This window comes from Oceanobacillus arenosus, assembly GCF_003369575.1.
In the GTDB taxonomy this organism is placed as follows: Bacteria; Bacillota; Bacilli; order Bacillales; family Amphibacillaceae; genus Oceanobacillus; species Oceanobacillus arenosus.
On record NZ_PIOC01000024.1, the window covers coordinates 1 to 21211 of the forward strand.

At 37.0% G+C, this 21211-nt stretch carries 30 protein-coding genes and 1 pseudogene; 23 read left to right on the forward strand and 8 right to left on the reverse strand.

Features of this window, described 5'->3' with window-relative positions; translation table 11 throughout:
* The first annotated feature begins 162 nt into the window (after positions 1 to 162).
* The 5 genes from CWR48_RS15795 to CWR48_RS15815 all read left to right on the forward strand — a co-directional run bounded on the left by CWR48_RS15795 (position 163) and on the right by CWR48_RS15815 (position 4873).
* Positions 163 to 2175 carry a phage tail spike protein gene (locus CWR48_RS15795; protein WP_245976838.1) on the forward strand — a complete coding sequence of 671 codons (2013 nt, stop codon included), beginning with the start codon at positions 163 to 165 and terminating at the stop codon, positions 2173 to 2175.
* A 71-nt stretch (positions 2176 to 2246) separates the two neighbouring features.
* Positions 2247 to 2771 (forward strand): hypothetical protein, encoded by a 525-nt coding sequence (locus tag CWR48_RS15800; RefSeq protein WP_115774298.1) that lies wholly within the window; start codon positions 2247 to 2249, stop codon positions 2769 to 2771.
* Between the two features lie 84 nt (positions 2772 to 2855).
* On the forward strand, positions 2856 to 3467 hold the full coding sequence (locus CWR48_RS15805; protein WP_115774299.1) for a hypothetical protein: 612 nt from the start codon (positions 2856 to 2858) through the stop codon (positions 3465 to 3467).
* A 104-nt stretch (positions 3468 to 3571) separates the two neighbouring features.
* Positions 3572 to 4000 (forward strand): phage holin family protein, encoded by a 429-nt coding sequence (locus CWR48_RS15810; RefSeq protein ID WP_425453908.1) that lies wholly within the window; start codon positions 3572 to 3574, stop codon positions 3998 to 4000.
* Between the two features lie 51 nt (positions 4001 to 4051).
* On the forward strand, positions 4052 to 4873 hold the full coding sequence (locus CWR48_RS15815; RefSeq protein WP_115774301.1) for a glucosaminidase domain-containing protein: 822 nt from the start codon (positions 4052 to 4054) through the stop codon (positions 4871 to 4873).
* A 38-nt stretch (positions 4874 to 4911) separates the two neighbouring features.
* Here the strand turns inward: CWR48_RS15815 and CWR48_RS15820 are convergent, their stop codons facing one another.
* The 3 genes from CWR48_RS15820 to CWR48_RS15825 form a co-directional block, all read right to left on the reverse strand.
* Positions 4912 to 5112 carry a hypothetical protein gene (locus CWR48_RS15820; protein ID WP_115774302.1) on the reverse strand — a complete coding sequence of 67 codons (201 nt, stop codon included), beginning with the start codon at positions 5110 to 5112 and terminating at the stop codon, positions 4912 to 4914.
* Positions 5113 to 5179: 67 nt separating this feature from the next.
* The gene (locus CWR48_RS20500) at positions 5180 to 5356 is read right to left on the reverse strand and encodes a hypothetical protein (RefSeq protein WP_170140789.1); all 177 of its coding nucleotides are present in this window, start codon (positions 5354 to 5356) and stop codon (positions 5180 to 5182) included.
* 74 nt (positions 5357 to 5430) lie between these two features.
* Complete coding sequence (locus CWR48_RS15825; protein ID WP_115774303.1) at positions 5431 to 6687, reverse strand: Y-family DNA polymerase; 1257 nt, start codon at positions 6685 to 6687, stop codon at positions 5431 to 5433.
* Positions 6688 to 6840: 153 nt separating this feature from the next.
* Between CWR48_RS15825 and CWR48_RS15830 the strand changes: the two genes are divergently transcribed.
* Together CWR48_RS15830 and CWR48_RS15835 are read left to right on the forward strand one after the other, a co-directional pair.
* Complete coding sequence (locus tag CWR48_RS15830; protein WP_115774304.1) at positions 6841 to 7056, forward strand: hypothetical protein; 216 nt, start codon at positions 6841 to 6843, stop codon at positions 7054 to 7056.
* Positions 7057 to 7383, forward strand: a complete 327-nt coding sequence (locus tag CWR48_RS15835; protein WP_115774305.1) for a YolD-like family protein — start codon at positions 7057 to 7059, stop codon at positions 7381 to 7383.
* A 3-nt stretch (positions 7384 to 7386) separates the two neighbouring features.
* Here the strand turns inward: CWR48_RS15835 and CWR48_RS15840 are convergent, their stop codons facing one another.
* The 4 genes from CWR48_RS15840 to CWR48_RS21235 all read right to left on the reverse strand — a co-directional run bounded on the left by CWR48_RS15840 (position 7387) and on the right by CWR48_RS21235 (position 10730).
* The gene (locus CWR48_RS15840) at positions 7387 to 9516 is read right to left on the reverse strand and encodes an ATP-binding protein (protein ID WP_147294895.1); all 2130 of its coding nucleotides are present in this window, start codon (positions 9514 to 9516) and stop codon (positions 7387 to 7389) included.
* 233 nt (positions 9517 to 9749) lie between these two features.
* A complete protein-coding gene (locus CWR48_RS15845; protein WP_115774307.1) occupies positions 9750 to 10169 on the reverse strand; it encodes a hypothetical protein in 420 nt (139 codons plus the stop codon).
* Positions 10170 to 10277: 108 nt separating this feature from the next.
* Positions 10278 to 10451 (reverse strand): hypothetical protein, encoded by a 174-nt coding sequence (locus CWR48_RS20505; protein WP_170140790.1) that lies wholly within the window; start codon positions 10449 to 10451, stop codon positions 10278 to 10280.
* Between the two features lie 93 nt (positions 10452 to 10544).
* Entirely contained in the window at positions 10545 to 10730 is a 186-nt protein-coding gene (locus tag CWR48_RS21235; RefSeq protein WP_115774308.1) for a helix-turn-helix transcriptional regulator, read from the reverse strand.
* Positions 10731 to 10910: 180 nt separating this feature from the next.
* On the opposite strand from CWR48_RS21235, the gene CWR48_RS15855 reads away from it, so the two are divergent.
* Positions 10911 to 11090 (forward strand): hypothetical protein, encoded by a 180-nt coding sequence (locus CWR48_RS15855; protein WP_115774309.1) that lies wholly within the window; start codon positions 10911 to 10913, stop codon positions 11088 to 11090.
* 32 nt (positions 11091 to 11122) lie between these two features.
* On the opposite strand, the gene CWR48_RS20510 is transcribed toward CWR48_RS15855, so the two are convergent.
* The gene (locus CWR48_RS20510) at positions 11123 to 11281 is read right to left on the reverse strand and encodes a hypothetical protein (protein WP_170140791.1); all 159 of its coding nucleotides are present in this window, start codon (positions 11279 to 11281) and stop codon (positions 11123 to 11125) included.
* 76 nt (positions 11282 to 11357) lie between these two features.
* Between CWR48_RS20510 and CWR48_RS21095 the strand changes: the two are divergent.
* The 15 genes and pseudogenes from CWR48_RS21095 to fliT all read left to right on the forward strand — a co-directional run.
* Positions 11358 to 11708, forward strand: a pseudogene (locus tag CWR48_RS21095) (DEAD/DEAH box helicase); the annotation flags it as partial.
* A gap of 99 nt (positions 11709 to 11807) precedes the next feature.
* Entirely contained in the window at positions 11808 to 12314 is a 507-nt protein-coding gene (locus CWR48_RS21100; protein ID WP_342772472.1) for a helicase-related protein, read from the forward strand.
* Positions 12315 to 12343: 29 nt separating this feature from the next.
* The gene (locus CWR48_RS15865; RefSeq protein ID WP_245976835.1) at positions 12344 to 12994 is read left to right on the forward strand and encodes a ComF family protein; all 651 of its coding nucleotides are present in this window, start codon (positions 12344 to 12346) and stop codon (positions 12992 to 12994) included.
* A 206-nt stretch (positions 12995 to 13200) separates the two neighbouring features.
* Positions 13201 to 13629 carry a TIGR03826 family flagellar region protein gene (locus CWR48_RS15870; protein WP_115774311.1) on the forward strand — a complete coding sequence of 143 codons (429 nt, stop codon included), beginning with the start codon at positions 13201 to 13203 and terminating at the stop codon, positions 13627 to 13629.
* An 83-nt stretch (positions 13630 to 13712) separates the two neighbouring features.
* Entirely contained in the window at positions 13713 to 13973 is a 261-nt protein-coding gene (flgM, locus tag CWR48_RS15875; protein ID WP_115774312.1) for a flagellar biosynthesis anti-sigma factor FlgM, read from the forward strand.
* Between the two features lie 32 nt (positions 13974 to 14005).
* Positions 14006 to 14497 (forward strand): flagellar protein FlgN, encoded by a 492-nt coding sequence (locus CWR48_RS15880; RefSeq protein ID WP_115774313.1) that lies wholly within the window; start codon positions 14006 to 14008, stop codon positions 14495 to 14497.
* Positions 14498 to 14554: 57 nt separating this feature from the next.
* On the forward strand, positions 14555 to 16057 hold the full coding sequence (gene flgK / locus CWR48_RS15885; RefSeq protein ID WP_115774314.1) for a flagellar hook-associated protein FlgK: 1503 nt from the start codon (positions 14555 to 14557) through the stop codon (positions 16055 to 16057).
* Between the two features lie 10 nt (positions 16058 to 16067).
* Complete coding sequence (flgL, locus tag CWR48_RS15890; RefSeq protein ID WP_115774315.1) at positions 16068 to 16988, forward strand: flagellar hook-associated protein FlgL; 921 nt, start codon at positions 16068 to 16070, stop codon at positions 16986 to 16988.
* A 72-nt stretch (positions 16989 to 17060) separates the two neighbouring features.
* Positions 17061 to 17624 (forward strand): DUF6470 family protein, encoded by a 564-nt coding sequence (locus CWR48_RS15895; RefSeq protein ID WP_115774316.1) that lies wholly within the window; start codon positions 17061 to 17063, stop codon positions 17622 to 17624.
* Positions 17625 to 17643: 19 nt separating this feature from the next.
* On the forward strand, positions 17644 to 18096 hold the full coding sequence (gene fliW / locus CWR48_RS15900; protein WP_115774317.1) for a flagellar assembly protein FliW: 453 nt from the start codon (positions 17644 to 17646) through the stop codon (positions 18094 to 18096).
* Complete coding sequence (gene csrA / locus CWR48_RS15905; RefSeq protein WP_115774318.1) at positions 18096 to 18320, forward strand: carbon storage regulator CsrA; 225 nt, start codon at positions 18096 to 18098, stop codon at positions 18318 to 18320. Before fliW ends, csrA begins: the two co-directional genes overlap by 1 nt.
* A 147-nt stretch (positions 18321 to 18467) precedes the next feature.
* A complete protein-coding gene (gene flaG / locus CWR48_RS15910; protein ID WP_245976836.1) occupies positions 18468 to 18842 on the forward strand; it encodes a flagellar protein FlaG in 375 nt (124 codons plus the stop codon).
* Between the two features lie 16 nt (positions 18843 to 18858).
* Positions 18859 to 20400 (forward strand): flagellar hook-associated protein 2, encoded by a 1542-nt coding sequence (locus CWR48_RS15915; protein ID WP_115774319.1) that lies wholly within the window; start codon positions 18859 to 18861, stop codon positions 20398 to 20400.
* A 29-nt stretch (positions 20401 to 20429) separates the two neighbouring features.
* Positions 20430 to 20831: a flagellar export chaperone FliS gene (gene fliS / locus CWR48_RS15920; protein ID WP_115774320.1), complete on the forward strand. Its 402-nt coding sequence runs from the start codon at positions 20430 to 20432 to the stop codon at positions 20829 to 20831.
* Positions 20831 to 21184, forward strand: a complete 354-nt coding sequence (fliT, locus tag CWR48_RS15925; protein ID WP_115774321.1) for a flagellar protein FliT — start codon at positions 20831 to 20833, stop codon at positions 21182 to 21184. Before fliS ends, fliT begins: the two co-directional genes overlap by 1 nt.
* The last annotated feature ends 27 nt before the right edge of the window (positions 21185 to 21211 follow it).

Here is a 21211-nt window from a genome sequence, read left to right on the forward strand (position 1 = left end):
TTAATTGATGGGGCATTTTCTAGAGGTATTAGGATAATGAGACATAGTGATGCGCTTAAGCATTATAATCTTATTTAATCCATAAATGGAACAAACTTCTAACTAACTGAATTAAAGATAACTAACAAAAGCATCTCACTCGAGGTGCTTTTTATTTTGGAGGTGAATAACATCCTAACAATAAAAACAAAAGACCTAACCGAATTAGGCATCCTAGAGAACGCATATAAAATAAGCTATGAGAAGCACCTCAATGAATTGTGGAGTGCTTCTTTTTGCTTACCCATAGACGATCCTAAAAAAGAAATATGTGAACCATTTAACGTTGTAGAGATCATCGAGGACCAAACAAACGAATTTATTGGCTTATTCCGTATCATCCCAGAAGAAACTAGGTTATTAGACAATGAAGTAACATACCAATTAGAGCACGTTCTAGCTACATTGCTAGATAGCGTGCTTTTTAAATACCATCAACCAGGTATTAACATCACGACAGCAGATAACATTCAATACATTCTCGATAAGCAAAAAACAAAGCATTGGAAAAAGGGTACAGTTGCTTTTCGACGATATTTCCAATACTCATTCGAAAATGAAAATGGATTACTTGCTCCTATACTATCCATTCCTAAGCCGTTTAACGTACCCTATGAATGGACATATGACACGGTTAATTACCCTTGGACACTAAACCTAGTCGAACCTACCGAAGTAGTCACAGGTGAGCTTAGATGGGGAAAGAATATGGGTTCATTTGATGAAGTGATAGATCCGACTGAAATAGTAAATAGAATCTATCCATTAGGTGCTGGGGAAGGTGTAAATCAATTAGATATTACAAGCGTTAATAACGGTGTGCCTTACTTGGAAGATGCTGAATCAATCGCTAAATACGGCTTACGTGAGTACATTTGGATTGATGGGCGATTTACTAATGCCGAATCATTAAAAGCATCTGGCCAAAGCATATTAGATCAGTGGAAGATTCCCAAAATATCTTTAACTGCTAAGGGTGCCGATTTATCAGTTAAACCAGAATTTGCACACGAGAAAAACCGTTTAGGTGATTTAGTTAATATTATTGTTCCAGATAATCTTGGCGGTGAAAAAGTTTACACTGTACGCATCATTACAGAATCTAAGAATGATTTAACTGGCAAGTATGAGGATATTGATTTTGGGCTTAACAATAAGCTGGATGATATTGCAACTACCCAAGCAGACCAGGAACGTAAGCAGCAGGTGAATGACGCTTATAGTATGGGAGCAACAAACATTTTAAACAGTGACCAAACGGATAATGCGGATCCAGAGCATCCGGTGAAATTCAGAATAAGGATTCCGGAAGATGCCGTTAACATTAATTTTATGGAATTGTCCTGGTACACGGACTATTTCAGAGGTAATCACAAAGGAGCTAAGTCAGGAGGGCATTATCAAAAAGAATCGGTTGTACAGTCGAAATCAACTAAAAGTGGTGGCGGAAATACAAGTGGTCCTTCAAGCAGGACAACAAGCGGCCCATCAAGTCGAAAAACAAGTGCTTCAGGTGGAGGGGGTACTTCGGGACCATCTAGCAGAAATACTACTACAAGCGGTGGTGAATCTTCTGTTTCAAGTACAACAAAGCTATTTCCTAAAGAAGTGCTTCAGATAACATCTGGGCCATCGACTGATGTTCATGAAGCACATACTCATTTAGTAAACATATCTGGGGATGGTAGATTTGACCATAATCACACTGTTCCACTTCCTGCACATTCACACGGAATGGATCACACGCATACAGTTCCAAGCCACACTCACGACATGGATCATACCCATGACATGGACCATACTCATGAACTGCCAGAGCATACCCATGATTTTGAAGTAACGATACCGCCTATTGAGATTCCGGAACATACTCACGATCCCATCTACGGTATCTATGAGCATGATGCTAAACCAACGAAACTTGAAATCAAAGTGGACGGTACCATTATTCCAGCGACTACTTTGCAGGGAGAAAACTTGGACTTAACTCCATACCTTATGAAAGATAATAAAGGAAATATTCAACGAAATAGGTTTGCAGAAGTGGAAATCAGGCCAGTTGATGAGCTTGCTCGAATTAGTGCAACTGTTATTTGGGGGCTCTTCATTAGAAGCCAAAAGGGGGTGACGCTATAATAATTATTTGAATCTTTATTGGTTTAGTCACGTAATATTAGTATAATGAGGTAAAAAGGACGTGACTAAATATGAAGAAAGTGTCGTTTTTACTTTTGGGATTAATTTTATTAGCAGCATGTGGAACTGCCGAAAAAGAATCTAAACCTGCTGCCCAGATGTCTGCAGTATCAAATAATTCTATTGAACTAGTAGAAGTGGATGCACCGGCTGAAGAAAAGGAAGTGGTAGACATACCAACAGAACGAACAGTTGATACAGGACCGAACTATCCATGGCAGAACTTTTCAACAGGCAAAATTGAAGAATTACAGCAATCAGGCGAAACAGTATATTTGTTTAGTGATGCTGAAGAGTTCGAAGATGCATTAGTAAAAAGTGTAACCAGGGAATATGAAGAGCATGTGGATGTAGACCAAACGATTTCTATTTTCGCTAATTATTTAGATTTATTTATCCAAGAAGTAAGCCCAGTGGTAGATAACCAAGAGTATTTTGACAAGATGCAAGAAGTAGAGGAAACAATGATAGAAAAGGAATATGAGCAGGTTCCAGATTTAATAGAAGAAGCGAAAACACTTAGAGAATCCGAATAGGGTTCTTTTTTATAGGTAAAAAGAAGGGTTATTGTTTTCTCCTGTCGAATATAGTAGTAAATAAGATTAACAGGAGGTTGAATAATGATTTTTACAATTAATGCAGTTAAGATTATATTTCCTACTCACAGATTAAAAAATGATGGAGAATTCAGGAATATAGAAAAGGAAAATGAAAGTAATGTTTTAGATAATGATATGACATTTTCATCTTATAATAGTGCAGATTTATGGTTAGAAAGAAACAAGACAGTAACAATTGATGGTCAGATAGTAGAAACAAAACCTGAATCCTTTGGTTTAACAGACACAACAATTGAGTTGATGTCCCATAGAACAGAAAAACCTAAAAGGGAGTTTATTACTAAAGAAGAATTAAAAGAAACCTTGTTGGCTGGTGATGATAATTATACTAACGTTTTAACGATTGATTGGGACGGTAATCTACATTTGACACCATTTAACCAATTAAGATTCAAGAATGATTGTGCAGTAAGATTAGAAAGTTTTGGTGCTGGAAATGGATATGTAGGTTCAACTTCATTTTTAAATCATTTCGAAAACACGTATTTAAGCTTGCTTGAAGCATGGCTCTGGCATTTAAATTCAGAACAGAACCAGTATAAGGATGATCCTGCAAATAAAACGGAAGAACAATTACTAAAAGAAATTAAGGAAACTTATAATAATTTATAATTTAAAGCATCTCAATCGAGGTGCTTTTTTCATGCGCAAATATAGAGAGTTAGAAGGGGGAAAATTAAAATAAAAAGGGAGTTGTTAATGTGGGAGGTTTTAATTTGGAACATTTAGAGGCTGCAAGATTTTTCTTATTTGGGGATGTAAAATTTTTGCATCTGTTGTTACTATTAATGGCTTTGGATATTATCACCGGTGTTGCTAAGGCCATTAAAAATGAAAACTTATGGTCAAGAAAATCACTATTTGGTTATGCTAGAAAATTGCTAGTGCTAGTCGTGATTATCTTAGCCAATGTAGTTGATCAAATACTTGGATTACAAGGAGCGGTTACTTATGCGACTGTCCTTTTTTATATTGCCAATGAAGGATTATCCATCACGGAAAATTTAGCGCAGGTAGGTGTACTTGTACCTCAGAATTTAGCAGAAAAGTTAAAGCACATTGATTCTAAAAGTGCTACTGAAGAAATCGGCGAGGAAATGCTGGGAACAAAAATCGATGAAGAATTAAAGAAAGATGATAAATAAGACATCTCACTGAGGTGTCTTTTATAATTTAAAAAGGGAGAGATTAAATAAATGAGTGCAAAAACAGATAATTTTCTAAATAAGATTAAACCAGGTGCATTGCAACTTTGGAGTAAGTTTGGTATCTTGCCATCGGTTGCAGCAGGACAAGCTGCCCTAGAATCAGCATGGGGTGCAAGTGGTCTTGCTACTAAGTATAATAACTTATTTGGTATTAAAGGTTCTTACAACGGCAATAGCGCGATGATGGATACATGGGAGGTTTATGGCGGTGAACGGTATGATATTAAAGATAACTTTAGGGCTTATCCTAATTGGTCAACATCTATCCTTGACTATTGTGTATTCCTAACAGTCAATCAACGTTATAAGGCTGCAATTGGTGTAAGTGATTATAAAAAACAAATCACTGCAATCCATAAAGCAGGATATGCTACTGATCCAAAATATGCTAGTAAGGTAATTAATATCATCAATACGTACAATTTGGATGTGTGGGATAGAGAGGTTTTAACTAATAACAAAGTCGCAAATAAGCCTGCAGACAAGCCTAAAAAGTCAACTATCAGTGTTAGTACCTACACGGTTAAAAGTGGTGACAAGCTCTCTAAAATAGCTAAAGACCATAATACGACTGTTGCTAAACTTGCCGATATTAATAATATCAGTAATCCAAACTTAATACACGTTGGTCAAAAAATAAAATTAACCGGATCTACTGCAGCTACGAAGAATTATCATACGGTAAAAAGCGGTGATACGGTTTCAGCTTTATCGAATAAGTATGGTTCTACCTGGGCGCAAATTAAGTCCTGGAATGGTTTAGATAAAAACTATACAATTTATGCGGGTCAAAAATTAAGAGTGAAATAAATCAATGCCCCTAGCCATTGATGTTAGGGGCATTTTTCTTACTTCTTAACAAAATATACTTTAACCTCTCCAGACAATGCCGCACTAATTCTGTCACATTCCTCTTTACTTGGTGTATCACGATAAGCGTTATACCAGCTTTCTTTATTTGACCACTCTGATTCTCCATACTCCTCATAATCTTCCCAATCCTTCCAATCGCCAAATCCCGTTAAATGATTATCAAATTTCTTGGACATAATAAATCCCCTCCTAACCATACAATCGAATCAGATGGTCAAAAGGGGGTGTGAAATTAAAAATTATTTATCTTAATTCTTCAAAGAAATCATATTGGTGAATTATTTCTTTGTATGTACCTTCGTCTTTTTTATCAACTCGCTTTACACAATCCTGGTGCAGCACGGTATTTCCGATGTCCAGATACACTAAGTCGCTATCTTGATATTCTGTTTCACAAGCAGGACAACGCATTTTTAGCATGATCTCACCTCCTGATTAATTATTTCTATAAAAGTTAATAAATTCCTTTGTATATTTCGTTAGATTTGTGTTAATCAAGCAAAATGTCCACCAATTTTCTTACTACGTTCCCGTGTAATCCCAGCATCTGTATAGCTGGACGCTCGAAGGATTGCGGTTGTACCAAAACGATCACGAATCGAGTCCATTACATATCCAATATCGTTTTTCTTTGTGCGATCATCAAATAAGTCAAGCTGTATATCCATTTCTTCTTTATCGTACAATTTAGTCAATCCAACATTAACGTGTCTAATCATACTTTTACCATCATAATATTCATTAAACATCTGCATGCAAACATCGTACATATCCATGGTCACGTTAGTAGGGATATCAACCGACTTTGATCGCGAAAATCCACCAGCTGTGTCTTTAGAGTAAGAGATACCGAGCTGTATTGTTCTCCCTGCTTTACCTCCAGTACGCGCTCTTCGACATGCTTCTTCACAAAGGTCTAAAATGCAGGCGCCCACTTCCTCACCAGTATAATCCCGAAGAAGGGCTATGCCATGACCAAATCCTTTTTGTTCAGTTTTAGTAAAATCACCAAATACAGGGCTTAAGTCAATCCCCCATGCATGCCAATACAGTTGCTCTCCCATAATTCCGAAGCGTTTTTTAAGGCTGTCTAGACTATAATTCGCAATCTGTCCTAGTGTAACAATCCCCATACGATGCAAGTTTTTCGTCATTCGGTGACCAATCCCCCAGATGGCCTGTATAGGTGATGGCCACAATTTTTCTTCCACATCCTCATATTTACATTCTGCAATTCCGGACTTTTTAGCATGCAGATCCATAACGACTTTTGCAAGAAATTTATTATCACCGATTCCAATCGAAGCAGTAAGCCCAAAACTATCCATAATATCGTCTTTGATCCTTTTTGCTATTTCCCAGCGGTCGCCAAAAAGCTTACCTAAGCCATTAACCGTTACCCAAACTTCATCCACACTATAAACGTGTATAGCTTCCGGTGGGGCGTAATTATTGAGTAATTTGGTGATTTCAACTGACATTCTTAAATAATCTCCCATGTGGGCTGGGACAATAATAATATTTGGGTCATTCGGCAATTCAAAATAACGACTAACATTACTGATTCCGTATCTTTTCTTTAAAGCAGGGGATGCAGCAAGTACAATACTGCCTGAACGATTAGGGTCTCCAACAACCGCAAGCATAACTTCCATAGGGTCATACCCCAGCTTAACAGCCTCAATGCTTGCATAAAAGGAACGCATATCAATACAAAGCACATCATTTCTTGGATAAACGGAATAGTCCACCTAGATTCACCTCTTCATAAAGAACATTTGTTCTTATTATATCCAACAAAATTAATTTAATCAATGTAAATAAATTACAGTTTATATGTTCTGTTTTTGTGGTATACTAGAACAAACGTTTGGAACACACATTCTATAATTGGAGGGTTCAGCATGAAGGGATTATTAAATCGTTCGATGGAAAAAAGGGAAAAGATTGTTATCTTTTATATTGACCAGGATAATAACGTTACACAGCGATTTATTAGGGTAATCAGTATGGATGATGATTCCATATTGGCTTATTGTTTTTGGCGAAAAAAATTTAGGACATTTAAGCATGAAAATATTCTTTCTGCTGGACCTGCAAGAAGAAAGGCGGCTATCTAAATGAATGATCGTGGTACAAAGAAATGGACTTCATTAATGATGCCAGAACATATTGGAATGTTGAATGAGTATTGGGATAGTATGGATAATAAAATTAAACCTATTCTGGACGAACAACAATTAGATGAAATCGGTATTAAGCTGCACGAAGCCATAACCAAGGACTTAGAGGTAGAAATTACATACTATGGCAAGGGCAATCATGATTATCTCAGTATTAAAGAAAAAATTTATAGGATCGATTACATTGATAAATACATCAAGATGGATAATTTTGACCGATCTAAAATTGAGTTTTGCGATATTCTGGATATAAATATTGTTTAGCCCCTAACTAGCAGGGGCTATTTTTTCACTAGGTGGTGGGCACATCTTAGCAACTACGGGCTTTATCAATCCCTCTTCTCCTGCTCTTATTATATTTATGGAATGAAATTTCTTCAACTTCAATCCGTCTTCAACTGTAAAAGGCGCTATCTCTTCTTTTAAATCGGAAAATGTTTTTTTGCTACTCGAATACAAATGATAGTGAGGTCCTGCAGATTTAATTATTTCAGCCAAATTGCGTGGTATTTGCTCCCAACTATGAAACATCCATACATAACCAACACGCCATTTCCTACTTTCGACTGCAGCTGATTTCCATGTCCTGGCTGATTTCAAGAATTGATGGGGCTCATCAAAAACAATAAAGAAGGGGAATTGATTCGACTCTTTACGCAAGGTCATGGCCAAGTCTATTTTCGTAGACAACAGATTAACAATAATGTCTACGGCTTCTGGTCCTAATTCAGATTTAGGAACATCAATTATAAATGCCTTCCTTTGACCCATTAGTTCAACCATATCAATAGATTGATCGGATTCCATGCATTCGGCTAAGTATTCATCGCCAATGATGGTATCTAATCGATTGAGTATAGGGGCTAGTATTTGCGCTTTCTTCCCCGCGCTCATTCCGTCAAAATCCGCCATTGTCATTTTGTGAATTCCATCTTTCATTGATTCAATAACGTTCTTTCTATATTCTTCATCCTCAAATATTCGGATTATCTCGGATAGTTTTCCAGTTTGCATGGCGATAACTGCAGCACGAATATATCTTGATGTTTGGGCGCCGGCTTCATCCGTAGTCGTATTGAAAAATCCTATTATTGTATTGGCCAGTCTGTTTTTGGCTCTAGATGAATGTTTAACTTCGCACCAATCCAAAGATATAGGATCACTGCCTAACTTAATTCTTTCAACCTTATTACCTGGCAATGCGGCAGCAACTTCGTTTCCTATTTCTCCTTTGGCTGGATCTATTGCCAATGCGCCAAAACCATTATTAACCGATTCTACTATCCAATTAGCACCGAAAGTTGTTTTCCCACTTCCCATCCCGCCTATAGCAGTTCGTGGTAAGCATAATTCATCCCAGTTGTTAATAGGCATGTATATGGGTTGTTTCTTGCCTTTAAACGTTACCTCACCTAACGAAATACCGCCTTTTTTAATAATATCTGGTATATCTATTTCCTTTCCTGTTACTGTTTCAATGATGGGATATTCATCTTGCAGTGTTCTTTGTGGTAGCTTAATAAAATGTTTGATTTCTGGTGGCGTGATTATCTGTCTCCTCCCAAAAATGAACGGTACAGAAATATGACGGCTTGTCACTTTAAGGATGAATTTACCCATACGATGTGGTTTAATCATCTTTTCTTTTAATTCGTTATCTTGATTTAATTGCTTTAATGCTAAGTTCAACCCTCTAGCAATCCTTCTTTTTCTCCTTTCATCCTGTGACTGCACAATGAATCGTAATGTAAAATCAAATCCGAGGTGACTTGTTTTCATTTCCGTTGATTTATGAAATTCCTTTTTAGTCCATCGTTTCGAAGGTTTCCTTTCAAATTCTTCTCGCTCTTTTTCTGCATCCTTATACCAATGTTCCTCTGCTGATTGAATACCGAACTGGATAAACACTTGATCCAATCCTTGCATAAAACGTGATATTTCCAATATTTCCTCGAGTGGTATCTGCTGCATTGTTTTGTCCGTTTTTAATGATAGGAAGAAGGGGTACTTTAATTTATAATCATAGGCTAAACAGTCATTAGCTTTGAGTTGTTCTTTTCTCTTTTTCTCCTGGAGAGTAACGTTTTTCCAAGTTACTTGTGCTTGCTGCTTAATGGTATCGTATAGCGCATCATTGGTAGTAATAAAGGTTTGAAAAGAATCTTTAGTAATGGAAGTTTCAAAGAACACTCTGTCTGGGTCACTTATTTTCCCGCTAGCGAAGCGTTCAAACAGTTCAGCATATGAATCTGCCAATATGTCCGAAAACTGCTCTATCCTGTCATTTTTGACGTTAGAGTGTGGGACGATTTGAAATGTCTTATATGGAGATTGTTTGATTTGCTTATTTTGGATTAGCTTTAAAGGTACTCTTTTACCGTTTACTTTTGCTTCCAATTTTGGCTTAGGTTTATATATGGTTGGGAAATCCTTCAATGGTTGAATTAAATTCGGAAATCGGATTTTTATTGTAGATCCTTGCATAACTACATCCACTTAAAACACCTCCGATATGGCCTTTATTGTTTCCATTAGACCGACTAACTTTCCTTCGGGTGCTTCTACTGTTTGGTAAAGAGCGTAGATTGTACCTATTATAAATCCGAATATTAATCCTCCAAAGAATCTCATTATTGACTCACTCCATTTCTAACGTTTTGAAATGCTTCTGTTAAAGCTTCATTAAGCAATGTCCCTACAATAGCAACTAACATTAGTAAGCTTGGTACTAAGAACACCCCACCAACAACCATAGCCGTGGTTTTCAAGGTGGTAGTCCCCATTCTCCTTTTAAACCCTAGAAGGATAAAACCGGCTAAAGCGAAGAGGATTCCAAGGCCTAATGCAATATCTTGAAATACATGTGTTAATGGGCGCATGCTTTCATAAAAGCTTTCTGCATGAACCGATTGAGCAAACAAAACTCCTGAAGCAGTCCAAACCATCATTGCGAATTTCTTAATCTTATTTGATTTCATTAACACAATTACTTCATCATCAATGGGGCGATCCGTATCAAACCAATAATCACCGTTTAATTTAACAATCATCTTTATCCCTCCAATGTATAATTGCTCCCGAATGGGTGCATAATAGATGTAAAGAGAGGTGATTCAGTATGTTGCCATGGATACTAATTGCAGCAGGAGCTGCGCTTATCACTTATTCCCAACTTCCACTTTGATAACATCACGTTTGTATTTTAAATCTTTAGCAATTAGTGATTTTGCATATCCTGAGAAATTTTTAATATCTTTGACGTGTTCAAAAAGGTACCTTTCACCAGGGTTATCAAGATTGAATGAAATCGGCTTATTCTTCATCGTTGTCATGTAATTACCTCCCATGTCATGCTATTAAATGATATGGGATTACATTGCATTTTATGCACACGAATGGGTGCATTTTAAAAAATAAAAAACCGCCTATTTTGGCGGCCATATATCATATACGGTTTTCCCGAAGAAATCAGCTATTTTATAAGCATGATCTATCTTGGGTAAACGTTCATTATCTTTATAACGTCTTATTGTATTTCTATGTATTCCGGTTTTATCAGCTAAACGCGTAATATCCCCAGGTCTTAATATTTCGTTTAACCTACATTCCATGTCATCCACCTCAATTAGATATTCGTGATTGGTGGCGTGATTCCTTCATAACATGACATGTATTATAGGGTTATTTAAAAAAGTGTATTAAAGTCCTATAAGAACTGTTTGCCTACGCTACACAGTTTATGCGGGCGAGAGTATATTTAGAACTCATTTTATAAAAAAGGAGAAATTAATATGTTTTATGCAATTGGGTTGATAACAGGAATAATCATAGGTTATTTTATAAACAGTGTAATCCGTATTTTAAAGAAAGGATTGAATTTTAAAGTAATCGGGTATGTTTTTAGCATTCGTAAAGTTAATAAAGTAGAAGTGATTGACGCGAAGAAAAAATACAAGAAAATGCACATTTGATGAAAAGAGAGGGGAATAAATCCCTTCTCTTATTAATTTCTTACAGTTATTAATTTATTGTCGATATAAAAATCCGTCTTATACTCAACGCCTTTATCACGTAATTCTTTTTCATAATCAGCTACTTTCCAATCCACAAATAAAAATGCTAACGTGTTTCCTTCTTTATCCATTATGTGCCACATTTTCATTTTATATCACCCTTTCTACCCATCTACATATCATATTGTCAATTCTACGTATTCATGACTTGCTACTTGTGGAGCAGGAAAAACCGAGATGCTTTTTCCTGGAATAACCGAAGCATTAAAGCTTGGAATGCGGATTTGTATTGCAACACCGAGGGCTGATGTTGTTCGCGAGCTTAAACCAAGAATTCTACAAGCATTTGCAAATGTAACGGTTCAGGCATTGTATGGGGGGAGTGAGGAAAAAGAGGCGACAGCCCAGCTTATCATTGCAACAACCCACCAATTATTACGATTCAAAGATGCATTCGACCTATTAATTATTGATGAAATTGATGCATTTCCTTATCATGCAGATCCATCATTACCGTTTGCGGCGAATCGAGCGAAAGCGGTACATGGAACAATGCTTTACTTAACGGCGACCCCAAGAAAGGAACAAAAGATGCGATTGAATCGAAAGCAGCTCCCGCATGTTTTTGTCCCGGCTCGCTTCCATGGACATCCCCTACCAATTCCGAAAATGACCATGACCTTTTCATTAAAAAAAAATTTAAAAAACAATCAAGCCCCGGCAACTTTTCTCGCTTGGACACGAAAGCGACAAAACCCTACTAGACAATTACTCATCTTCGTGCCAACGATTCGTTTAGCAGAAAAATTGCAGGAGAATCTAACGAGCCTGTTACTTAAAGAACAAATAATAGCAACGAAAGATAAATTGCTTTTTGTCCATGCAGGTGATTCGAACCGTGAGGAAAAGGTGACTCAATTTAGGAGGAAGGAGCTATCTGTATTAATTACGACAACGATTTTGGAAAGAGGTGTTACTTTTCCCTCTGTGGATGTGGTGATTTTTGATGCGGGTCATATGGTGTTTGATGAAGCGGCGCTTGTACAAATTGCTGGAAGGGCTGGCAGGAGTGCAGATGATCCAACTGGTGAAGTGATTTTCTTTCATGATGGGAAAACGGAGGCGATGGTACAGGCGATTCAATCGATAAACATGATGAATAAGCGGGGAGGATTTTCATGATGGAATGCCTATGGTGCGGGAGAGCTATCATGCTAGACATAACTTGGACGAATTTATTTATGCCAGAAAAGCCGAGACCATTATGTAGTATATGTGAAGGGGAATTGGACCGATTAGATGGAAAGCGCTGCAGGAACTGTAGTAGAAGGTCGGAAGCGGAGATTTGCTCCAATTGTAGTTGGTGGATAGAGCATCCATTAAGAAACTCGATTGCACTTAATTATTCGATTTTCACTTATAATCCATTTATCCAGGAGATTATTGCAAAATGGAAATACCGTGGTGATTATGTGCTAGGAAATGTATTTCAGTCCTATATTATTGAGGAGTTCCGGAAGAACCTTTCCTTTTTGAAGAAGGATGCAATTATTATTCCCATCCCCTTAAGTGAAGAGCGATTACAGGAGCGAGGTTTTAATCAGGCGAAGCAGTTAGCGGGATTTTTACCAATGGAGATGTCTGAGTGTCTAACGCGGGTTCATGGAGAAAAGCAATCGAAAAAAACAAGAATGGAACGAATCGAATCGGAAAATCCATTTTTTATCAAAGAAACGCTTCAAAAACCAGTGATTCTTGTCGATGATATATATACAACAGGTACAACATTAAGACATGCAGCAAGTTTGTTAAAGGACAATGGCTGTCCGAAAGTTTATGCCTTTACGTTGATACGAGGATAAGATTTTGGTAGGTAGGTAAGAAAGGATAACGACTTTCTTACTACATAAGTGCAACTAAGGCTGTCACCCAAAGGCTTGGGTTAAACCTAAGTCTTCTAAAAAAAAACGATGTTAAATTAATCGGTGCAACTAAGATTGCTATTAAATGAAATGGCTAAATCTTAGTTTACTAATCGTGATATAATGACTGAAATGAGGGATTGATAATGGCAGAATTAGCGAATTGCTCACGTTGTGGAAATCTTTTTCTTAAAGGGATACGTGACATCTGTCAGAATTGCTACAAGGAAGAAGAGGCAGCATTCCAAACGGTATTTAAGTTTTTGCAAGTACAAAAAAATAGAACGGCAACAATGATAGAAATCGTAGAAGCAACAAATGTTGACGAAAGCTATATTACAAAATTTGTGAAAGAAAAACGGTTGTTACCATCCCACTTTCCAAATCTCTCCTATCCATGTGAAAGATGTGGAAACGGTATTACGACAGGAAAGCTTTGTCACAATTGCCAAGAAGAGCTTAAAAAAGAGCTCGCAATCCATGACGAAATTGAAACAATCTCGGAAGAAAGACGCATAAAAGAAAAGCAAGAGACGAATACCTATTATGCATTTAATAAACATAAACGAAATTAATGCTTCATTATTGGAGTTGTTTTTCCGATAGTAATAATAAGCGAATAAGGAACGAAAGATAAAACAAAGAGGGGTGTGCTGATATGAAAATTAATGGTCCAAATCAATCAAACTTTAATCCATATAAAAATATAATGCAGAAACAAGCAGAGATTCAAAAGACAGTAAACAAACAGGATCAAGTTGAAATATCCAGCCATGCGAAACAATTGCAAGAAAATGGAAAGCCGAATGAAAAGCGAGCTGCATATGTTCAGGAGATTAAAAATGCAATCGCCACTGGAGATTATAAAGTAGAGGCCGAGAAAGTGGCAGATAAAATGATTAAATTTTGGTCGAAATAATCCGTTTTGATTCTAAAAAGGAGGACAATCAATTGTCCGTACAAACAATTATTCAATCATTAGAAAGCTTAGTACATGTGCATGAAGCGTTACTAGTGATTTCTCAAGAAAAAACAGAAATCGTGAAGGATGGATCTGTTGATAAATTGCAGGCTTTACTTGTAAAAGAGCGGAAACAAATTCGACTGTTAGAGCAGGCGGAGATAAAACGACAAGAAAGTGTAACAGCATGGGCGAAAAATAGTAAGATCCCGGTTGAAAATGCGACGATCACAACGATGCTGGAAACAATCGAAGACGGGGCGGAGCAAGAAGCATTGGCAGCAATCACGACAGATTTGACCAACTTGATTACAAAGTTGAAACAACAGGAACAGCTGAATCAAGCATTGCTAAACCAGTCCATGCAGTTTGTGCAGCTTTCATTAGATATGTTGAACCCATCGATTAATAATTTGAATTATGGTAGCAAAAGTAAAGAAGCAGGGTCTACAAATAGATCCTTATTTGATTCACAAGCATAGATTGAATCGGTGAATAAACGAATATAAGATAAACTAACGGTTTAAAGGAGTAATCGTATGAGTACCTTTCACGGACTAGAAATGGCGAAACAGGCGCTATTTACACAACAATCAGCATTGTATACAACAGGGCATAACATTGCGAATGCAAATACAGAGGGCTATTCAAGACAACGAGTAAACTTCGAGACTACAACACCATATCCTTCTGTTGGTAGAAATCGTCCGCAAATCCCTGGTCAAATTGGAACAGGGGTCGAGGCTGGATCAGTTCAGCGCATTCGTAATCAATTTCTTGATACTCAATATCGTGGAGAAAACAGTCTTTCTGGATATTGGTCGACAAGAGCGGAAGCCTTCAGTCGAATGGAAGGTTTATTGAATGAACCATCGGAAACAGGTCTTAACGCATCGATGGACCAATTTTGGCAATCATTAAATGGATTAGCTACGAACCCTGAAAATTCAGGAGCAAGATCTGTTGTTGTTCAGCGTGGACAAGCATTGGCAGAAACGTTCCGCTATTTAGATAATTCCCTGGATACGATTCGTGGTGATTTGAAGCAACAGCTTGAAAGTAATGTTAACAATGTAAACTCAATCCTTAGACAAATTGATGATATTAATACAGAAGTACGAAAACTGGAAACAAATGGTTTTGTGACAAATGATCTTTATGATAGACGAGATGTATTAATCGATGAACTGTCCAATATGATGGAAGTTAGTGTTGGGTATGATGAAAGCAGTGCTAGTGCAAAGGATATTGCTCAGGGAGTTGCCACAATCAAAGTGGGCGACATTGTTTTAGTAAATGGTGCAGATGGTGGGCATAGCACCGTTTCGATTAATAATGGTGATGCAAACTATGATGCAGTTGAGAAGTTAGTTGTGACTGATGCAAATGAAGTGGAATCAATAATTGACATGCCTCCAGGAAAAGAAGGCTCGATAGCAGCGCTAATTCAGGCTTACGGGTATTCAGACGGTACTGAAATTAAAGGGGATTATTCAGATATACTTGCGACATTAGATGATATGGCATTTAAATTTGCGGATGCGTTTAATGGGGTCCATCAATTAGGTTATGGATTAGATGGAAACACCGGTCGTAACTTCTTCGAGGAATTAGCGAGTACGGAAAATGCAGCAAAACTCATCAAAGTCGATGCGTCTATTATGGAAAATCCATCTCTCGTTGCAGCTAGTAATGATGGCATTTCAGGTGATGGCGGAAATGCAAGTGATTTAGCGGATGTTCTCTACAATGACTTAGTATTTGAAAATGGTGAAAAGACGTCAATTAAAGATTTCTATGAATCTGTCATCGGTAAATTAGGTGTCAATGCAAGTGAAGCAAATCGGATGGCTGATAATACGACGATTCTACTTACACAGGTACAAAATCAGCGATTGTCTATAAGCTCTGTTTCACTTGACGAGGAAATGTCCAATCTAGTTAAATTTCAGCACGCTTATAATGCTGCTGCAAGAAGCTTGACTGCATATGACGAATTAATTGACCGTGTAATCAATAATATGGGATTAGTAGGAAGGTAGGTGGCAATTCATGCGGATAACGCAGAGTATGATTTCGAATAATATGTTAAAGAATCTAACGAATAGTTATTCACAACTTGATACGTATATGAATCAATTAAGCACTGGGAAAAAGATTAATAAACCTTCGGATAATCCAGTACTCGCGATGAATGCAATGGGCTATCGCACCGAGTTGTTAAAAGTTGAGCAATATCAGCAAACTACAAATGAAGTTCATAACTGGTATGATAATACTGATGCAGCGCTAAATCAAGCGACACAGGCGATGCAACGATTACGCGATTTGGCAGTGCAGGCTAGCAGTGATACATATGGCGAGAATGAACGGAAAAATGTAGCAGAAGAAGTAAAGCAAATTAAATTAGATTTAATTGATATTGCAAATACGAAAGTAAATGATAAATATATTTTTAATGGCACAAATACGGCGAAAGCGCCAATTGAGAGATTAAGCGCAAATCCAGATACATGGAATATTTCCTATAATGATGCAGCATATCAGTTCAAATCAGTAGAGATTGAAGTTTCTGATGGATCATCCTTACAGGCAAATGTTGACGGCAATAAGGTATTTGGAAGTATTGATGGCGAGAAAGACTTATTTTCCACTATTGATGATTTCATTGCAAAACTAGAGGGCGATGATTCCCTTGGCAATCTCGATGAGAGCCTTGGCGAGATTGATTCGAGTATTGATAATATTATCAATGCACGTGCAGACTTAGGTGCAAGAATGAACCGGTTAGAGTTGGTCGAGAATCGTTTAAGCGAGCAAGAAATTGTAGCAACTCAGACAATGTCAAATAATGAAGACATTGACTATGCAGAAGTAATTACAAAATTAATTACACAGGAAAGTTTACATCGTGCTGCACTTTCAGCGGGCGCAAGAATTATCCAACCGACACTACTTGATTTTCTAAGATAGATTAACATGACCCTGACCCGTGATAGGGTTCAGGGTTTTAATAACGAACAAGTTTTGAGGGGAGTTCGCTTTATGCAATTACCACAAATTCGCATGCATTCACAGCTTGCAGAAATTCAGATTCATACCACGAATGCTAAACAACATATTGAACAGCCAAAAGCGGATTTAACTATTCAACAGCCGCAAGCCTCACTTTCAATCCAGACAACACCAGCAAAGCTTGACATTGATCAATCAAAAGCATGGGAAGATATGAATTTGATGTCAATCTTAAAGCGGAACGAACAACATAGCCAGGAAGGAATGAAAGCAGTGGCACAGGGGACTGCTAGAAGGGCCAGTGAAGGAACAGAACTGATGAAAATTGAAAATGGTGGTAACCCATTAATTAGTCAGGCAGTTCGTAATAGTCATGATCAAATGAAATCACTAGGAATTAAATTTATTCCATCCACCTTTGCAGTGAAATTCAATTACCAGCCAGCAGAAGTACATACCGATGTTAAAGTAAATCATCCTATCATCGAGGCAACGGTAAATAAACCAAGGATTACCTATCAACCAGGAACAGTTGAAACAAGTTTAAAACAAAAGCAGGATTTACAAATTAGTTTTACCAATTTAGAACAATGAGGAAGGACGAATCGTTCGTATGATTATTCAAACAAAATATTTAGGTGAAGTGGAAATAAATGCAGAGAAAATGATTCGATTTCCTAATGGGCTCCCAGGTTTTGGTGATGAGCTAGAATTTGCTTTGCTTCATTTACCAGATAATCCAGTTTTTCAGATTTTACAATCAATAAACACTGCGAATGTGGCATTTATCGTGACTGATCCATATTTGATTTACAAATCATATGAATTTGAACTCGATGATAATTTAGTAGAAACATTAAAAATTAAAGAGGAAAAAGACGTTAGTGTCTTTGCGATTGTGACATTAAAGGATCCTTTTGCGACAAGCACAATAAACTTAAAAGCGCCTATCATTATTAATACAATGAACAAGCGAGGGAAGCAGTTTATCCTAAACACTGATAAGTATCCATCTAAGGCTTCGATTACAACCAATGGCGCTACAGATGAAAGTAAGGTGAGATAATGCTCGTACTTACACGCAAACGTAATGAAGCAATTCAAATTGGCGAGGACATTGAAATAAAGATACTTTCAATTGAAGGAGATCAAATTAAGCTAGGCATTGACGCACCCAAATCGATTGATATCCACAGGAAAGAAATCTATGTAGATATTCAAAAACAAAATAGTGAAGCTGCAAATGTTTCTATGGATTTGTTGAAGCTATTAAAGGAAACAGAGAAGTAAGTTCCAAACAAGAGAGTGAAATTTCATTAAGTAGGGATTTTACAGCCAGTTAATTCGGGATAAAGCAGTATTTTTTTGAAAAGCCCTTGAAACCTCAGTAATTCTAGCCGATATCATAAGTAAATAATAGTGTTGGGGGATACTAGGATGGGAATTGATAATGTTGTGAATGGGGCAAATCATTCAGTTGCAGAGGAATATGGTGTACAGCCAATGAAGCAAGTGGATGGTTATATAACGAAATTGATTGTTGATGATATTGAAAATACATCTATAGAAGAAAATGATCCAAAGCTAGACAAAAAAGATATTGAAGAAAAGATTGCATCTTTAAATGAATTTTTAAGACCTGTTCAGACAAACCTTAAATTTCAACTTCATGAAAAACTCGATCGATACTATGTTTCAGTAATAGACTCGACAACACACGAGGTAATAAAAGAGATTCCGCCGAAGAAAATGCTGGATATGTATGCGGAAATGGCAGATTTTATGGGATTCTTAGTTGATAAAAGAATCTAAAAGGAGTGAGTATTGGATGAGAATTGGCGGGCTTGCAAGTGGAATTGACACAGATAACATCATTAAGGAATTAATGGCAGCTGAACGACTTCCACTTGATAAAATGGAGCAGAACAAAACGAAATATGAGTGGCAGCGCGATGCTTTTCGTGATATAAATACGAAAATTGCTGAGTTTGATAAAATGATTTTGGATATGAAGCTGAGCAAAACGTATGAAACGAAAAAGGTAAGTTCATCGCAGGAAAGTGCAGTAACGGCTACCGGGTCGAGTAGTGCGATGAATGGGACTTATTCGTTTGAAGTGAAACAGCTGGCAACTGCGGAGGTACATGTAGGTACACTTACACCTGAAAATAAACTTAACCTGAATGCTAAGTTAGGGACTGATTACGAAGGTACTCATACCATCACTACTTACGATGAAAAAGGTAAAGCTATTGAGTTTAAGTTTGAAATAAAAAGTACTGATACATTAAACGATGTATTTAAAACAATCAACAGTAAAGAAATCGACGGTAAAAAAAGCAATGTCCGTATCTCTTATGATGAAATAAATAATAAGGTATTTTTAGAAGCGACTAGAACTGGGAAATACAATACAGATCCAATTGCTGTTAACAATAATGAAATTAGCTTTTCGAGTAATAGTGTAAATAACCTCTTTTCAGGATTACTTAGTTTTTCTGGAGCTAAAGATGCTATACCAGCACAAAAAGGAGTTAACGCAAAATTTACTTACAACGGCGTACCTGACTTGGAATCAAAAAACAACAACTATACACTAAACGGGATCACTTTCCAATTCAATGATGTAACCGATAAAGCTGCTAAACTCACCGTCACCAGCGACACGGACGCAGCTGTTAAAAAAATAACCGAGTTTGTTGACAAGTACAATGAATTAGTTGATGCACTAAATGCAACACAAAATGAAGCAAAATATCGTGATTACCCGCCATTGACAGAAGAACAGCGAAAAGAAATGTCTGAAAAGGAAATTGAGCTTTGGGAAGAAAAAGCGAAGAGTGGATTGCTTAAGGGTGAGTCAATTGTTACTTCAGCATTGTTTGATATGCGCTCGGGCTGGTATGAAAAGGTAGAAAATGATGGCGCATTTTCATTCCTGTCTGAACTAGGTATATCTACGACAAGAGATTATTTAGATGGTGGTAAATTAGAGATTGATCAAACGATTAATAAGGATGGAAAAACTAAGTTAGAAGCAGCACTTGAATCTGATCCTGCAAGTGTACAAAAATTATTTTCCAATAGTAATGAGGGAACCGATCGTGGTCTATTAAATCGTCTACAGGATGCATTAAAACAAACAGTAGGTAAGATTGAAGCACGTGCAGGTAAAGGAACATCGACACTTGACAACTACACATTAGGAAAAAGAGTGAAAAGTCTTGATGAGCAAATTGCTGCATTCGAGGATCGGTTAAAACAAATCGAGGATCGCTACTGGAGACAATTTACGGCAATGGAGCAGGCAATTTCGATGATGAATAATCAATCATCCATGCTCATGAGCTTCGGCGGAAACGGAATGTAATTTAGTAATTTTCTTAAGGAGTGAATATTTTGGCGCAAAACAAAGCATATCAAACATACCAAAACAACGCCGTTAATACTGCATCAGGTGGAGAATTGACGTTAATGCTTTATAATGGCTGTATGAAATTTATTAAACAAGCAATCAAGGATGTTAATGCAAAAAATTACGAAGCTAAAAATACAAATATCCAAAAAGCGCAAAACATTATCCAAGAATTAATGCTGACATTGGATCAAAAAGTAGAAATTTCGAAGCAAATCCTACCGTTGTATGAATATATTCATTTTCAATTAAAAGAAGCAAATATTAAAAATGAAATAGCGTTATTGGAAGAAGCATTGGGATTAGTTACGGAATTCCGTGATACGTGGAAACAGGTAATTCTAAAAACAAGGCAACAACAATTTGCACAGGGTGCGCAGGTTTGATGAATCGATTACAGCCTATTTATGATTTAACCGTAGAATTAAAAAATCTATTAGATAAGCCTGTATCTGCTAAATCAAGAGAAGCTGTCATTACCGACTTAAATCGTTTGCTAATTAGACGAGGTGTGGAAATGGAGAATTTAAGTCCGCCATTTTCTACAGAAGAACAAAGTCTTGGGGAGAAACTTGTGCCGATAAATCAAGCGGTTCAAAAAAAGATGCAAGTGATGTTTAGTGGACTTAAAACAGAAATGAAGCAAGTGAAGCAGCAGAAGAAATCGAATCAATCGTATACGAATCCATACAGAAGTGTACAAGCAATGGATGGCATGTTTATGGATCGGAAAAAATAAGAAAAGCTCCTTCATTGATGGGGTAGA

Coding starts and splice junctions, on each gene's coding strand:
- CWR48_RS15830 (WP_115774304.1), top strand. CDS start 6,841: ATGAAGGGATTATTAAATCGTTCGATGGAAAAAAGGGAAAAGATTGTT.
- flgM (WP_115774312.1), top strand. CDS start 13,713: ATGAAAATTAATGGTCCAAATCAATCAAACTTTAATCCATATAAAAAT.
- CWR48_RS15915 (WP_115774319.1), top strand. CDS start 18,859: ATGAGAATTGGCGGGCTTGCAAGTGGAATTGACACAGATAACATCATT.
- CWR48_RS20510 (WP_170140791.1), bottom strand. CDS start 11,281: ATGAAAATGTGGCACATAATGGATAAAGAAGGAAACACGTTAGCATTT.
- CWR48_RS15835 (WP_115774305.1), top strand. CDS start 7,057: ATGAATGATCGTGGTACAAAGAAATGGACTTCATTAATGATGCCAGAA.
- CWR48_RS15855 (WP_115774309.1), top strand. CDS start 10,911: ATGTTTTATGCAATTGGGTTGATAACAGGAATAATCATAGGTTATTTT.
- csrA (WP_115774318.1), top strand. CDS start 18,096: ATGCTCGTACTTACACGCAAACGTAATGAAGCAATTCAAATTGGCGAG.
- CWR48_RS15895 (WP_115774316.1), top strand. CDS start 17,061: ATGCAATTACCACAAATTCGCATGCATTCACAGCTTGCAGAAATTCAG.
- CWR48_RS15805 (WP_115774299.1), top strand. CDS start 2,856: ATGATTTTTACAATTAATGCAGTTAAGATTATATTTCCTACTCACAGA.
- fliW (WP_115774317.1), top strand. CDS start 17,644: ATGATTATTCAAACAAAATATTTAGGTGAAGTGGAAATAAATGCAGAG.
- CWR48_RS21235 (WP_115774308.1), bottom strand. CDS start 10,730: ATGGAATGTAGGTTAAACGAAATATTAAGACCTGGGGATATTACGCGT.
- CWR48_RS15845 (WP_115774307.1), bottom strand. CDS start 10,169: ATGATTGTTAAATTAAACGGTGATTATTGGTTTGATACGGATCGCCCC.
- CWR48_RS21100 (WP_342772472.1), top strand. CDS start 11,808: ATGACCTTTTCATTAAAAAAAAATTTAAAAAACAATCAAGCCCCGGCA.
- fliT (WP_115774321.1), top strand. CDS start 20,831: ATGAATCGATTACAGCCTATTTATGATTTAACCGTAGAATTAAAAAAT.
- flaG (WP_245976836.1), top strand. CDS start 18,468: ATGGGAATTGATAATGTTGTGAATGGGGCAAATCATTCAGTTGCAGAG.
- CWR48_RS20505 (WP_170140790.1), bottom strand. CDS start 10,451: ATGACAACGATGAAGAATAAGCCGATTTCATTCAATCTTGATAACCCT.
- CWR48_RS15870 (WP_115774311.1), top strand. CDS start 13,201: ATGGCAGAATTAGCGAATTGCTCACGTTGTGGAAATCTTTTTCTTAAA.
- CWR48_RS15865 (WP_245976835.1), top strand. CDS start 12,344: ATGCTAGACATAACTTGGACGAATTTATTTATGCCAGAAAAGCCGAGA.
- flgK (WP_115774314.1), top strand. CDS start 14,555: ATGAGTACCTTTCACGGACTAGAAATGGCGAAACAGGCGCTATTTACA.
- CWR48_RS20500 (WP_170140789.1), bottom strand. CDS start 5,356: ATGCTAAAAATGCGTTGTCCTGCTTGTGAAACAGAATATCAAGATAGC.
- CWR48_RS15820 (WP_115774302.1), bottom strand. CDS start 5,112: ATGTCCAAGAAATTTGATAATCATTTAACGGGATTTGGCGATTGGAAG.
- flgL (WP_115774315.1), top strand. CDS start 16,068: ATGCGGATAACGCAGAGTATGATTTCGAATAATATGTTAAAGAATCTA.
- CWR48_RS15800 (WP_115774298.1), top strand. CDS start 2,247: ATGAAGAAAGTGTCGTTTTTACTTTTGGGATTAATTTTATTAGCAGCA.
- CWR48_RS15815 (WP_115774301.1), top strand. CDS start 4,052: ATGAGTGCAAAAACAGATAATTTTCTAAATAAGATTAAACCAGGTGCA.